Source organism: Vibrio tritonius, from assembly GCF_001547935.1.
GTDB classification, from domain to species: Bacteria; Pseudomonadota; Gammaproteobacteria; order Enterobacterales; family Vibrionaceae; genus Vibrio; species Vibrio tritonius.
Map to the genome: position 1 here is coordinate 1573332 of NZ_AP014636.1, position 14004 is coordinate 1587335.

At 44.1% G+C, this 14004-nt stretch carries 13 protein-coding genes; 9 read left to right on the plus strand and 4 right to left on the minus strand.

The genetic code is table 11. The features are described from left to right. Position 1 precedes the first annotated feature (1 nt). The 5 genes from JCM16456_RS22325 (at position 2) to JCM16456_RS22345 (ending at position 6825) form a co-directional block, all read left to right on the plus strand. Positions 2-910 (plus strand): carbohydrate ABC transporter permease, encoded by a 909-nt coding sequence (locus JCM16456_RS22325; RefSeq protein WP_068718636.1) that lies wholly within the window; start codon positions 2-4, stop codon positions 908-910. Positions 911-928: 18 nt separating this feature from the next. Next, positions 929-2071 carry an ABC transporter ATP-binding protein gene (locus JCM16456_RS22330; protein ID WP_068718638.1) on the plus strand — a complete coding sequence of 381 codons (1143 nt, stop codon included), beginning with the start codon at positions 929-931 and terminating at the stop codon, positions 2069-2071. Between the two features lie 21 nt (positions 2072-2092). Further along, positions 2093-3379, plus strand: coding sequence for an ABC transporter substrate-binding protein (locus JCM16456_RS22335; protein ID WP_231894462.1), 1287 nt, complete (start codon positions 2093-2095; stop codon positions 3377-3379). A gap of 76 nt (positions 3380-3455) precedes the next feature. Continuing rightward, positions 3456-5246 carry a pectate lyase gene (locus JCM16456_RS22340; RefSeq protein WP_231894463.1) on the plus strand — a complete coding sequence of 597 codons (1791 nt, stop codon included), beginning with the start codon at positions 3456-3458 and terminating at the stop codon, positions 5244-5246. A 91-nt stretch (positions 5247-5337) separates the two neighbouring features. Continuing rightward, positions 5338-6825 carry an EmmdR/YeeO family multidrug/toxin efflux MATE transporter gene (locus JCM16456_RS22345; RefSeq protein ID WP_231894464.1) on the plus strand — a complete coding sequence of 496 codons (1488 nt, stop codon included), beginning with the start codon at positions 5338-5340 and terminating at the stop codon, positions 6823-6825. Positions 6826-6913: 88 nt separating this feature from the next. Here JCM16456_RS22345 and JCM16456_RS23955 read toward each other — a convergent pair whose 3' ends face one another. Next, on the minus strand, positions 6914-7054 hold the full coding sequence (locus tag JCM16456_RS23955) for a hypothetical protein (RefSeq protein WP_156430628.1): 141 nt from the start codon (positions 7052-7054) through the stop codon (positions 6914-6916). Positions 7055-7453: 399 nt separating this feature from the next. Between JCM16456_RS23955 and JCM16456_RS22350 the strand changes: the two genes are divergently transcribed. Both JCM16456_RS22350 and JCM16456_RS22355 read left to right on the plus strand, forming a co-directional pair. Next, on the plus strand, positions 7454-9217 hold the full coding sequence (locus JCM16456_RS22350) for a sodium:solute symporter family transporter (RefSeq protein ID WP_068718640.1): 1764 nt from the start codon (positions 7454-7456) through the stop codon (positions 9215-9217). Positions 9218-9334: 117 nt separating this feature from the next. After that, positions 9335-10498, plus strand: a complete 1164-nt coding sequence (locus JCM16456_RS22355; protein WP_068718642.1) for an oligogalacturonate lyase family protein — start codon at positions 9335-9337, stop codon at positions 10496-10498. A gap of 160 nt (positions 10499-10658) precedes the next feature. On the opposite strand, the gene JCM16456_RS23960 is transcribed toward JCM16456_RS22355, so the two are convergent. Next, a complete protein-coding gene (locus tag JCM16456_RS23960) occupies positions 10659-10826 on the minus strand; it encodes a hypothetical protein (RefSeq protein WP_156430629.1) in 168 nt (55 codons plus the stop codon). A gap of 99 nt (positions 10827-10925) precedes the next feature. Next, positions 10926-11204: a peptidylprolyl isomerase PpiC gene (gene ppiC / locus JCM16456_RS22360; protein ID WP_068718644.1), complete on the minus strand. Its 279-nt coding sequence runs from the start codon at positions 11202-11204 to the stop codon at positions 10926-10928. Positions 11205-11430: 226 nt separating this feature from the next. On the opposite strand from ppiC, the gene JCM16456_RS22365 reads away from it, so the two are divergent. Further along, positions 11431-12357, plus strand: coding sequence for a chemotaxis protein (locus JCM16456_RS22365; RefSeq protein ID WP_068718646.1), 927 nt, complete (start codon positions 11431-11433; stop codon positions 12355-12357). Positions 12358-12486: 129 nt separating this feature from the next. Here JCM16456_RS22365 and JCM16456_RS22370 read toward each other — a convergent pair whose 3' ends face one another. Then, on the minus strand, positions 12487-12975 hold the full coding sequence (locus tag JCM16456_RS22370) for a MarR family winged helix-turn-helix transcriptional regulator (protein ID WP_068719135.1): 489 nt from the start codon (positions 12973-12975) through the stop codon (positions 12487-12489). Positions 12976-13091: 116 nt separating this feature from the next. On the opposite strand from JCM16456_RS22370, the gene JCM16456_RS22375 reads away from it, so the two are divergent. Continuing rightward, entirely contained in the window at positions 13092-13991 is a 900-nt protein-coding gene (locus tag JCM16456_RS22375) for a DMT family transporter (protein ID WP_068718648.1), read from the plus strand. The last annotated feature ends 13 nt before the right edge of the window (positions 13992-14004 follow it).

A 14004-nucleotide genomic window follows, 5' to 3' on the forward strand; every position in this document is an offset into this window, starting at 1 on the left:
CATGGCTTCTACATTAACTGTCAATAATACGGCCTCGAATAAAGAGAGCCGCTTAGAGAACGACCGCACCATTCGTCGTGAAAAGATCAATGCCTTTATTCGCTATACTGTGTTGATCATCGTGGGTGTCACCATGCTCTACCCACTGTTTTGGATGTTCTCTGCATCCATGAAACCGAACCACGAGATTTTCTCTTCCTTAAGTCTAATTCCCCATGAATGGAGCTTAGAAGGGTTTATCAATGGTTGGAAAACCGGTACTGAGTTTACTTTTGGTCACTACATCATTAACACCTTTGCTTATGTGTTACCGAAAGTTCTGTTTACCGTTATATCGTCAACTATTGTGGCATTTGCGTTCGCGCGTTTCGAGATTCCTTGGAAAGGTTTCTGGTTTGCCACATTGATCGCAACCATCTTGTTACCTCAGTCAGTATTGTTGATTCCTCAATACTTGATGTTCCGCGAGATGAATTTACTTGATAGTTACCTACCACTGTATTTGCCATTGGCATTTGCAACACAAGGCTTCTTTGTGTTCATGCTGGTTCAGTTCTTACGTGGTGTACCAACGGATATGGAAGAAGCAGCAATGATCGATGGCTGTAACTCATTCCAAGTACTTTGGTATGTTGTGGTTCCTGTTATTCGCCCAGCCATCATTTCTGTTGCTCTGTTCCAATTTATGTGGTCAGTCAACGACTTCCTTGGTCCATTGATTTACGTCTCAAGTGTAGAGAAATACCCAATCGCTCTCGCACTGAAAATGTCTATCGACGTCACCGAAGGTGCAAAATGGAATGAGATTTTGGCAATGGCGTCCATCTCTATTATTCCGTCCATCGTGGTCTTCTTCATGTCACAAAAATACTTTGTTGAAGGCGTTAGTAACAGCGGTATTAAAGGTTAATTTCTCGGAGTAACAACAATGGCTGAAGTAAAATTTAAACATCTGGAAAAAGTGTACTCAAACGGTTTCCATGCGGTACACGGGATTGATTTGACGATTAACGATGGCGAATTCCTGGTTATCGTAGGCCCATCTGGCTGCGCTAAATCAACTACTTTACGTATGTTAGCTGGCTTAGAGAGCATTACCGGTGGTGAAGTAACCATTGGTGGCAAAGTGGTGAACAACCTAGCGCCTAAAGATCGTGGTATTGCCATGGTTTTCCAAAACTATGCGCTATATCCCCACATGACAGTAGAAGAAAACTTAGCATTTGGTTTGAAGCTACAAAAATTGCCTAAAAATGAGATCCACCAGCGCGTACATGAAGCAGCAAGAATCTTGGAGATTGAAGATCTGCTCGATCGCTTGCCTCGTCAACTTTCTGGTGGTCAAGCGCAACGCGTCGCGGTTGGACGTGCCATCGTGAAAAAACCCGATGTGTTCCTGTTCGATGAACCGTTATCTAACTTGGACGCAAAATTGCGCGCTTCAATGCGAGTCCGTATCTCTGATTTGCACAAGCACCTTAAATCAGAAAACCGTCCAGCAACTGCCGTTTACGTGACCCACGACCAAACAGAAGCGATGACCATGGGCGACCGAATCTGTGTGATGAAGCTTGGCGAAATTATGCAGGTGGATACACCAGAAAACCTCTACAACGCCCCAGTCAATATGTTTGTTGCTGGTTTTATCGGTGCTCCAGAAATGAACCTAGTGGACGTATCGCTTAAAGAGCACGAAGGGAAATTAGTGGTCAATATGGATGGCCAACACTTGGTCATTCCGGAAGAAAAAGCAGCATTAATTCGTTCACATCAAGCGAACAAAACCGTGCTCGGCATTCGTCCAGACAATATCACTCTTGCTCTGACTGATGAAGCTCTGGCTCATGAACAGATCATAGTGGGCGATGTGATTCGCATGGAAAACATGGGCCACGAAGTATTCGTCTACTTCCGTATCGGGAATGACGAATTTACATCGCGTGTACCAATTGATGATGTAAAAGCCAAACTCGATATGAAATTACAAAAAGGGGTGAAATTCATTTTTGATATGAACAAAGCCCATGTCTTTGATAAAGAAACAGAAATGAACATCTCTCTGAAAAAATAAAACGCGCTTGGAGACGCTATTATGATGAAACGTACCTTACTTGCTACCTTAACAGCTCTGGCTTTAGGTTCTATCGCCAGCAGTGCTTACGCTCAAACTGAACTGCGCATGTCTTGGTGGGGTGGTAACTCCCGCCACCAAGCTACCTTAAAAGCGCTGGAAAAATTTCACGAAAAATACCCAGACATTGTCGTCAAGGGTGAATACACAGGTTGGGATGGTCACCTTTCTCGTCTGACTACTCAGATCGCTGGTAACACCGAACCTGACGTAATGCAAACCAACTGGAACTGGCTGCCTATTTTCTCTCGTGACGGCGAGGGCTTTTACGACATGTTCCAAGAAAAAGATGCTCTGCAAGTGAACCAGTTCCCTTCTCAAGCAATTAAAATGACCACTATTAGTGGCAAGTTGGAAGGGCTACCTGTGAGTATGACTTCACGTGTCTTTTACTACAACAAAGACACTTGGGAAAAAGCAGGCGTCGCTTACCCAACAAACTGGGACGACCTGATGAAGTCAGGTAAAGCGTTCGAGAAAAAACTAGGCGAAGATTACTACCCGTTAGTTATCGAAGCGCGTGATATTTTCGCGATGAACCGCTCTTACTACATTCAAAAATTTGGCAAAGACATCATTAACCATGATACCAACATGTTGAATTTTGATAAGAAAGAGATGACTGATTTCTTCCAAATGTACGTTGACCAAGTGAAGAACCATGTCTTCCCTTCAACCAAAGAATACTCTTCATACGGTAAAGGTAACTTGTATGAAATGCGCCCTTGGATTGATGGACGTTTCGGTGGCCTCTACATGTGGGATACAGCAGTACCAAAATACTCAGATAACCTACAACCACCAATGTCTTTGGAATTAGGTCCATACCCAATGGCACCTGGCGCGAAAGACGCAGGTCTATTGGCTCGTCCTTCAATGATGTTCTCTATTGGTCGTAACACTAAACACCCAGAAGAGGCAGCAAAACTGGTTAACTTCCTGCTAAACGATCCTGATGGCGTTAAAGCACTGGGTCTTGCTCGTGGTATTCCGATGAGTAAAAAAGGCTTGGGTATTTTGCAATCGAGTGGTGAGATTGATAAGCACAGCTTGTCATACGAAGGGTATGAACAAGCACAAAACCTACCTCAAGTTATCACTCCAACCACTTACACAGATAACGCTCAGTTGATGGAATTGTTCCAAGAAGAGATGGAACACCTCGACTATGGTCAATCTACGCCAGCGGAATCTGCTAAAAACTTCTTACGTCGCGGTAACCGCGTTTTAGCGAGAATCGCTAAGTAATATGTCTATCCACCGCCGATACAGTGTATCGGCGGTTTTTTGTTGATTTATCTAATTATACCCAAATGACCTCAAGATGCAGGATTCAGAGCTTCATCAACGAGCACAGGTCAAGCTCAATGACGGAAGGAATGGTCATTCCCTTTCATCGCCATTGGGCGCAGAAATGGGCTTGTTGATGCAGAATTTAGAGGTTCATCAGATAAATATACATCGAGGTTTTGTTATGTCATCACGCCATTCTAATCTGCCCTTGTTGGAAAATTATTACCAACGCGTTCTAAAACTGGCACGATCTTCTCAATCTCCACTATTGGCAGATGGTTTAGATTGGTTAACCAAACAACCGGTTCAGTGGACTTATCCAGACGGTCACCAAGTTCCCATGAGTAACTTTGCTAGTCAGCAGAACTTTCTGCGCGGCTTAGTGGCACTTTCAACAATCACTGAAAATCCTAGCTACCAAACGCAAGCAGATGAGATCACGGCATATTTTCTCACTCATTACAGCGATGAAAAAAGTGGATTATTGCATTGGGGCGGGCACCGTTTTGTCCATTTAAACAACGGCAATATTGAAGGGCCAGCCTCTAAAGAGTGCGTTCATGAGCTCAAACACCATTTTCCGTTTTACGACCAACTGCATCGCATCGATAGTTCACTTACTGAGCGCTTTCTTAGTGGCTTTTGGGCAGCGCACGTGCTCGATTGGAACTGCTTAGACCTCAGTCGCCACGGTCAATACGGTGAGGAAGTAAAGGCAAATCCCTTTGATACTCATCAACCTCATCCCGTAGTGGATCCGACACGCTGGCCTGAGCTGCCGGAAACCATTGGTCTTACCTTTGTAAACGCATCAACCGATCTTATATACGCGGCATGTCATTATTATCGCTACACTGGTGATAAGCAGGCTCTGGCGTGGGCGAAACATCTCTATCATCAATTTGTATTGGCGCGACCAGCGGCAACAGGCATGCCGGTTTATCAATTCTCTTCTCCTAAACAGCGTGAGCCGATTCCAGAAGACGATAACCTGACGTTTTCTTGGTTTGGTGACCGAGCCAAGCGTCAATTTGGCCCTGAATTTGGCGATATTGCACGGGAAGCAAATGTGCTATTTCGTGATAGCTGGCCAGTCGTCGTTGACAACCCGCTTGCGATTTTAGAGTGCGCCCGCATTGCCAAAGATCCTGAATTAGCTCAATGGGCAATCGACGGAATTACCGCCTATTTTGCACACGCTTGGGATGAAGAACATAACGAAATCATTCCGATGTGGAACACGGGCCTAGATATGACCGGATATCAATTTCAGCGCGACGGTTACTACGGCAAAAAAGGCACCGTTTTGCAACGTACGCCAACCGACCCTGCTTATTTGTTGACATTGGTGCGAGCAAGTCATCAAAGCGATGATCCCAAACTACGTCAACTGACCAGCGCCATGTTCCGTCGCTTTGGGCTGGGTGAACTGGACCCGCAAACATTAAGCGTCACCAATGTCGCTCACGACACAACCATTGCCTCGGCTTATTTGTTGCTCGCACTGATTGAGCTAGCACTTGCCAATCAGGATCAACAATTATTGTGTCTATGCGATCGAATTGGAGACAATTTAATCAAAGCGCATTATCATGACGGCGCGTTCCGCCCAAGTGCCTCACATCGATTCGTTCGCCTGGATGATCCTGTCCCCTACGCCCTGTTAGCACTGGAAGCAGCCCATCTTCACTGTTATTCACAATTACCGGTGGCGATATCCAAAGGCGGCTATTTACATGGTGAAGTGCAAATTCATCATGAGATAAAAACAGTTTACGACTACGATGTTATTTATAACCGAACCGATAGCGAACCAGCCTAACCTATGAAGTACCTCTTTGCTCTTCACATCTAGCTAAGGGCTTCATCAGACAGATCATTTTCGCAAATTCGTTAGGTCTGATGGAGGTACTTTGTTTAAATTTCCACGTTTTGGTAAGCCAGCCCATTCGTCCGCCACTGCATCCAAAGCAGCGCTGGTTCACGCCGTAGTGACTCGCTGGCAAGAGCGCCCAAGGCTACGCCACCGTTCCAAAGTGCTGCTGTGTCGTAGCATTATTCCTTTTACATGGCCTATTGTTATTGAACTTACTTGCGTAGTGCTGATGAGCATCATCAGCACTGTTTTAGTGAGTCACATTGGCGCAGCAGAAACCGCAGCAGTAGGAATTAGCGATAGCGTTACTTATCTCATTATCTCTTTACTAACGGCTACGGAATTAGGTGGGTCAGTGTTAATTGCTCAAGCTTTTGGCCGCCGAAAACGTGAAAAGGCATTAGATATAGCGATTCAGGCAATGAACCTCAACGTGGTGATCAGTATTACGACCTGTGTGTTCATTTTTCTGTTTATTAGCCCAATCCTCAATATCATTGCCATGGGCGCTGATCATCATGTTATCGAACTCTCTGCCCTCTATTTAAAAACCATCGCATTCAGTTATCCAGCATTGGCAATCGTGCTTGCTGGCAGTGGGGTGTTACGTGCCGTAGGTAACTCCCGTTCACCCGCCATGAGCAACATTTTGATGAATATTCTCAACATACTCTTTAGTTATCCGCTTATCTACGGCATTCCATACTGGGGTTGGGAGGGGCTCGGCCTCTTTGGCGCTGGTATTGGGGTAACTGCGGCGCGTTGGGTCGGAGCGATGATGATACTCGCCGTGCTGGCACACAACAGTATTTTGCGTGTCAAACTGAGTGATTATCGCCAATCATTTCAACACGCAACCTTATGGGAGATCCTAGGTATTGGGATTCCGGCCAGTGTTGAATCGCTCATGTTCAATGTGGGCAAACTCATCACCCAAATTATGGTAGCAGGCATGGGTACCGTAGTCATGGCCGGAAATGTCATTACCTTTTCCATACTATTGTTCGTTAATATTCCAGGAAATGCCCTAGCCATGGCTGGTACGGTGTTAATCGGTAAACGCTTAGGACAAGATAAAACTCGTCTCGCGAAATTGGAAATGCGGCTCATTTTATGGACAGCAACCTGCTTACTTGTCACCCTAGCCATCATCTCTATCCCCTTTGCGCGGCAAATCGCCCAAATTTATACCAGTGATCCTAGGGTCATCGATGTGGTTGCCAACTTGATTTATCTTAATGCCATCATGATGCCAGTGTGGGCAGCCTCCTTTGTATTACCTTCTACCTTTAAAGGCGCCAAAGATGTGCGTTATAGCATGTGGACCGCCATCGCTAGCATGTGGGGTTGTCGGATTGTATTTGGCTATGTACTTGGCATCCATTTCAACATGAACGTATACGGCATCTGGCTCGGAATGTTTGCCGATTGGTGGTTGAGAGCTGCACTGTATGCATATCGGATGATAACTGATAAATGGCTAACTATTTACCAGAAAAATAAATTGCTAGAGGAATCACGTTAAACGGCATCGTCCATTTCTCCCTCAACTATTCTCAGGCACAATAAATTTTGTGTCTGAGGACAAATACGTTGAATATACCCAAGTAACCTCAAGATGCGGTTTCAGCGAGAATGTATTCGCTCATAGGCAAGGCACCGATTTGAATACATAGTGATTCTACGTAGAAAATCGGTAACGCAGCATAGGAGCGAATACAACTCGCCCCTTGGAAGCTCATCAACAAGCCCATTTCTGCGCCCAATGACGTTGAAAGGGAATATTCCTTCCGTCATTGAGCTTGACCTGTGCTCGTTGATGAAGCTCTGAAGTCTGCATCTTGAGGTCATTTGGGTATAAACCCTTTCTTTTTATTGTAAATTCAGCGTTATGCAGCATATTTACAACAAAATACCAACCATTTTTTAACCATCAACTCCTCATCACAACAAACCTGCACATAGGTATCTTAAACAACGCCTAGATCGCGTTTTCTCGTCTAAAAGACAACAACAAGTTTCGTGAAAGTAATCACATTCCGATAGAAAAAATAAAAAATGAACCGTTGTTTCGATTTGTATCACAGATAAGCACGTTTCATAAAAATATACTTCCATTCAAATAAATTAAAACACTGTTTCGAGGTTTGGGTATGGAATATGATTATTTAGTCATTGTCGGCTATTTTTGCCTGATGGTGGCAATCAGTATGCTTTTCAAAAAGATGGCCAGTAAAAGCACCAGTGATTACTTCCGCGGGGGCGGTAAAATGCTGTGGTGGATGGTAGGTGCTACTGCATTTATGACACAGTTTTCTGCATGGACATTCACTGGCGCAGCAGGTAAAGCGTTCAGCTCTGGTTTTGAAATTTTAGGTGTATTTATCGGCAACATGGTGGCGTACGCCGCAGCCTATTTCTACTTTGCTCGCCGCTATCGTAATATGCGGGTTGATACTCCTACCGAAGCCGTACGTCGTCGTTTTGGTCATGGCAACGAACAGTTTTTTACTTGGGTAATTATCCCGCTCAGTATTTTAAATGCCGGCGTGTGGTTGAATGGCTTAGGGGTATTCGCCTCTGCTGTATTTGGTACCGACATCAACCTTACTATCTGGATCACAGGTATTGCAGTATTGCTAGTGTCACTCATTAGTGGGGCATGGGGTGTCGTTGCATCTGACTTTATTCAGTCTCTCGTTGTCGCGGTTATTTCTATCGCTTGTGCAGGTGTGGCGCTATTTGTGATTGGCGGTCCTGGTGAAATCGTCACTAAATTCCCTGGTGGTTTCTTCGTTGGTCCAGACATGAACTACCCACTGCTTATCGTTGGTTCATTCCTGTTTTTCATCGTTAAACAGTTGCAAAGTATCAACAACATGCAGGAATCCTATCGTTTCCTAAACGCAAAAGATTCCAAAAATGCATCAAAAGCAGCACTGCTTGCTTTAGGTATGATGTTCATCGGTGCCATGATTTGGTTCATCCCACCTTGGGCACTACGTATTATGGATCCTAATGCCGCAGCAGCTTACGCAAGTCTAGGTAAAAAAGCAGGTGATGCAGTTTACTTGGTGTTCGCTCGTGATTACATGCCTACAGGCACCGTTGGCCTACTAATGGCAGGCCTATTTGCCGCAACCATGTCTTCAATGGACTCAGCTCTAAACCGTAACTCAGGTATCTTTGTTCGTAGTTTTTATGCACCGATTGTACGCCGTGGTAAAGCAACAGATAAAGAACAGCTTCGCATGGGGATGTTCGCTAGTATCATCAATGGTTTCTTAGTTATTCTGTGTGCTCAGTTCTACGTATCACTACGCGGATTAAGCTTGTTCGATTTGATGATGCAGGTTGCCACTCTACTGCAATCACCAATTTTGGTACCACTATTCTTGGCTATCTTGATTCGCAAAACGCCAAAATGGGCACCATGGGCAACAGTGGTATTCGGTCTATGTGTATCGCTAATGGTGGTTAACGTTTGGACTCCAGAAGTTGTTGGTGGCTGGTTTGGCATGGAACATCTTACTGGCCGTGAATCTAGCGACATGAAGATCATGATCACTATTGCCGCTCACTTGATTTTGACCATCGGTTTCTTCCTATGCACCACTTTGTTCTACAAAGAAGAAAACGACCCATACAAAGAGCAGACTGCAGAGTTCTTTAAAGACCTCAATACTGAATGTATTGAAGAAGAAGGACAAGATGTGGTCGACCGTCAACAACGCAATAAACTTGGCACCTTGGTTATGTACATGGCAGGTGGTTTGGTTCTGATGGTGTTGATTCCTAACCCAATGTGGGGCCGCCTACTCTTCTTAGGCTGTTCAGCTGCGATATTCTTGGTTGGCTTTGCCTTGCGACGCAGTGCTAATGTCGGTCTAGTCAATCAAAAAGTGGTGACAAATTAATGTAATTCTATGTGTCGCGCTCGATCCTCCCCCTCAGGAGCGTGGCACATTTTCCAAAATTTTACCGAATATGATGAGAGTGAGCTTACAAGCTTACTCATTGAAAGGAGACAGATTATGGCTAAAGGCGACGTAGTACAGTTGCATTTTGAAAGTTTCACCGACAGTGATACTCAAGTAAAAGTAACTCGTTTAACCCCTACCGATGTTATTTGTCACCGTAATTATTTCTACCAAAAATGTTTCACCCAAGATGGTACTAAATTGCTGTTTGCCGGCGATTTTGATGGCAACCGTAACTACTATTTGCTCGATTTAAAAACACAACAGGCTCGTCAACTTACTGAAGGTAAAGGTGATAACACCTTCGGTGGTTTCCTCTCTACTGACGAACAGTCTCTGTTTTATGTAAAAAATGAATTAAACCTAATGAAGGTCGACCTTAACAGTCTTGAAGAGAAGGTCATCTACACGGTTGATGAACAATGGAAAGGTTACGGCACTTGGGTTGCTAACTCAGAATGTACCAAGTTAGTTGGCATTGAAATTTTGAAAAGCTGCTGGAAACCTTTGACCGACTGGAAAAAATTCCACGAATTTTTCTACACCAATCCAACATGTCGTTTGATCAAAGTCGATATTAACAGTGGTGAATTAGCAGTCATTCATCAAGCCGACACATGGCTCGGCCACCCAATTTATCGCCCATTTGACGACTCAACCATCGGCTTTTGCCATGAAGGCCCACATGATCTTGTTGATGCACGTATGTGGTTGGTTAATGAAGATGGCAGCAATGTGCGCAAAGTAAAAACCCATGCACCGGGTGAATCTTGTACTCATGAGTTTTGGGTGCCAGATGGTAGCGCAATGGCGTATGTTTCTTATTTCAAAGGTCAAGCTGGACGCGTTATTTATAAAGCGAATCCAGACACTCTAGAAAATGAAAAAGTGATGGAAATGCCACCTTGTTCTCACCTAATGAGTAACTACGATGGCACATTGATGGTTGGCGACGGTTGTGACACACCAGTCGATGTAGCTGATGATGCAAGCTACAGTATTGAAAACGACCCATTCTTGTACGTGCTCAATACTAAGAATAAAACTTTTGCCAAATTAGCAAAACACAACACTTCTTGGGAAGTGCTTGATGGTGACCGTCAAATCACTCACCCACACCCATCATTCACTCCGGATGATCACGGTGTCTTATTCACTAGCGACTTTGAAGGTGTCCCAGCACTTTATATTGCTGAGGTTCCTGCAGAACTCCGATAGTACTGTTCAGTCTATCATTTCGCCCTTAGTTACCCCACTAAGGGCGCTTTTTTATCTGCCGTCATTTTATTTTTTCTGTAAATATACCCAAGTAACCTCAAGATGCTGTTTCAGCGAGAATGTATTCGCTCATAGGCAAGGCACCGATTTGAATACATAGTTATTCTACGTAGAAAATCGGTAACGCAGCATAGGAGCGAATACAACTCGCCCTTTGGGAGCTCATCAACAAGCCCATTTCTGCGCCCAATGACGTTGAAAGGGAATAACTATTCCTGCCGTCATTGAGCTTGAGCTGTGCTCGTTGATGAAGCTCTGAAGTCTGCATCTTGAGGTCATTTGGGTATAGATACGCTTTATCGTGATCCTATTTTAATAAATAGACGTCTTTTCAACTCATTGCGTTTAATACATCAAACTCAATTAATTAAGTGCGATACAGAACTTTAACCACGTGCCAGCCAAATTTGGTTTTCACCAATTGAGGGGTCAAAAGCGGCCCACTAAAACACGCCTTATCAAATGGAGGCACCATTTGGCCACGGCGAAACTCCCCTAAATCACCACCGCGTTTACCCGATGGACACTGGGAGTATTTTTTAGCCAAAACTTGAAATTTTGCGCCTTTTTTCAATTGGTTGATGATATCTTCGGCCTGTTCTTTATGCTTAACCAAGATATGCACCGCTGCCGCTGTAGATGCCATGTTTGCTCTCATCTGTGTAAAAAAGTGGCCTAGTTTACCCAAACCGTACAGGGAATGCACCTAACGAGGATCACTCAGCCCAAATTAACCATTGTTAGTATTTCCTTAACGAGATCAATAAAATCGTCAATAAAGAAAGTTAATTCCCCTTCAACCATTGCTGTAATATGGAATTCAGTTAATATAGTTCATAATATGTATACCACTTTAAGTAATGTTATCGACTATGGCTAAAACGATCAGTAAGGCAAACCAATCGCAAGGTATGCTGATGTTCACTCTGAACATGCAAAAGCAGCTATTTGCGATCGGCACCCTGAAGGTAAGGGAAATTATTCCTTACATGCCAATGACCCAAATTCCTTATTCACATCACAATGTGGTCGGAACGGTGACTTTCCGAGATATGACAGTACCGGTCATTGATATGGCTGCTGCCATTGGATTTCGTCGCATCGACCCGAGTGAATATAAAGACTGCTACCTCATTGTTACAGACTGTCTGCGCACAGTAGTGGCATTTATGGTGCGTAGTATCGAAAAAATTATTGAGTGTAACTGGCGTTCTATTGAAGCAGCGCCCGCAACTACCGGTAAAAACGTGTTTGTTACCGGCATCACTCATTTTGAAGAACATATTGTTCAGCTTCTTGACGTCGAACTTTTGTTATCCAAAATCTATCCGCAGTATGAATCCACTAAGGTGCCTATGTTAACTGACGTGGAACGTGAACGTCTTAAAGCACTGAATATCATGCTCGTGGATGACTCATCGATCGCACGTAAGCAGCTGGCTGATGCATTAGACCGTATCAATATCGGCTATCAAGTATGTAACAACGGTGCGGAAGCCCTCGAAATGATGCGTGAAGCAGCGAGCCAAGGCAAAGCCATTGATCTTCTGGTGAGCGATATTGAGATGCCTGGATTAGACGGCTACGAGCTGGCCTTCGAAGTCCAAAGTGCCAATGAGCTGCACCATGCTTACATCATTTTGCATACTTCGCTTTCCAGCGAGATCTGTGTTGATCGCGCCCATCAGGTAGGTGCAAACGAAGCACTCGAAAAATTCAACGCTACAGAGCTTATTGAGGCCATGTTACGCGGAGCGAAGAAAATCGAAAGTAGCCAATTGAGTGAAGCGGTAGCCTAATTATTTTTCGCCACCGTCTGCCACTCTTGAATATTACTGACCATTTTATATAGCCAAGTAACTTCATTTGGGTACAAAATAAAAGCCTTACTTTACAGTAAGGCTTTTTTTGTGAACTTTGAAACGCGCTTAGTTAGCTTCGAATTTATTCAACCATGTGGAGAGTTCACTATCAATGTTCACTAGCTGCGCTTGGGAAAAGCAATCCATCAAGTTGGCTTGTTGTTGTACGTAAGCATCGATGACTCCATTGATTATCTCTAAGCCAGCATCAGTTAACACCACTTCAACGCTGCGCCTATCCGTCTCACTATGCTGACGGATTATGAACTGCTTACCTTCAAGTTTATCCAAACGATTGGTCATAGCTCCTGATGTCAGCATCATTGAATTAAGCAAATCTGAAGGTGTCATTCGATACGGTGCTCCAGAGCGTCGCAACGTCATTAACACATCGAACTCCCCCATCAGCAACCCATGTTCTTTTAGCCATTGAGCTATGTGGGTTTCTAAGTGTTTAGTTAAGCGAATTAATCGCCCTAAAATTCCCATCGGTAATGTATTTAAGTCGGGAAATTCTTCGGCCCATTGGCGGCGAATAATGTCTATTGCATCCATATCATTGCTACTCTGTTGTCGTTCCCATGCCATAATACTTTAACATTAAGATACTTTACAAAACTCTTTTGCTTAGTTATCTTTACGGAAACTAACTTAACATAAAGATACTTAACATGAATATTTTGCTCGCCATGATACCAGCATTCTTTTGGGGCACCACTTATGCGGTAACACAATTCACCCTGCCTGAATGGCCACCGCTGCTGTTAGGTATCCTTCGAGCACTGCCTGCCGGAATAATTTTGTGGCTTATAAAACCGTCGATGCCAAACAAACAAGACTGGCGTCCTTTATTCACGGTTGGAACAATCAATATTGGTGCGTTTTTTTGCTTAATTTTTCTTATGGCGCATACATTACCATCGGCAATATCTGGCGTTGGCATGATTTCAGTTCCGGTGTTTGCCATGCTGTTTCAATGGGTGGTATTTAAGCAGAGACCAACCATAGTTAGAGCCCTCTGCGGAGCTGGTTTGATCTTTCTTGCATGGCAATTATTTAACCCGAGTCACTTGAGCCTCAATCCGACTGGAATGCTGGCTATGCTTTGTGCAATTTTGTGTATGATTACTGGCTCCACTTACACACAAAAACTAGGAAAAACCCTCCACTGGTGGACCACGCTAACCTGGCAACTCATTTTAGGCGGAATCGTTTTAGTCCCAATAACAGCAATACATGCTTTTATTAATCCATCTGAGTATCTCAACCCGTTAAGTCATATTGAGCTCACACATGTGGGAGGGATAGTTTGGGTGTGCCTTTTGAACACAGCCTTTGCTTATGGTCTATACGTATGGTTGCTACAACGTATGACCGTGGTGGATTTTACCTTTGGTGGAATTGCCAACCCAATCGCTGGAATTAGTTTTGGTTTCCTGTTACTTGGTGAAACATTTACTTCATACCAATATCTACTGATGGTGGGCATGATTGTGATGTCACTGGCCCCACAATGCATATACCCAAGTAACCTCAAGATGCTGTTTCAGCGAGAATGTATTCGCTCATAGGCAAGGCACCGAT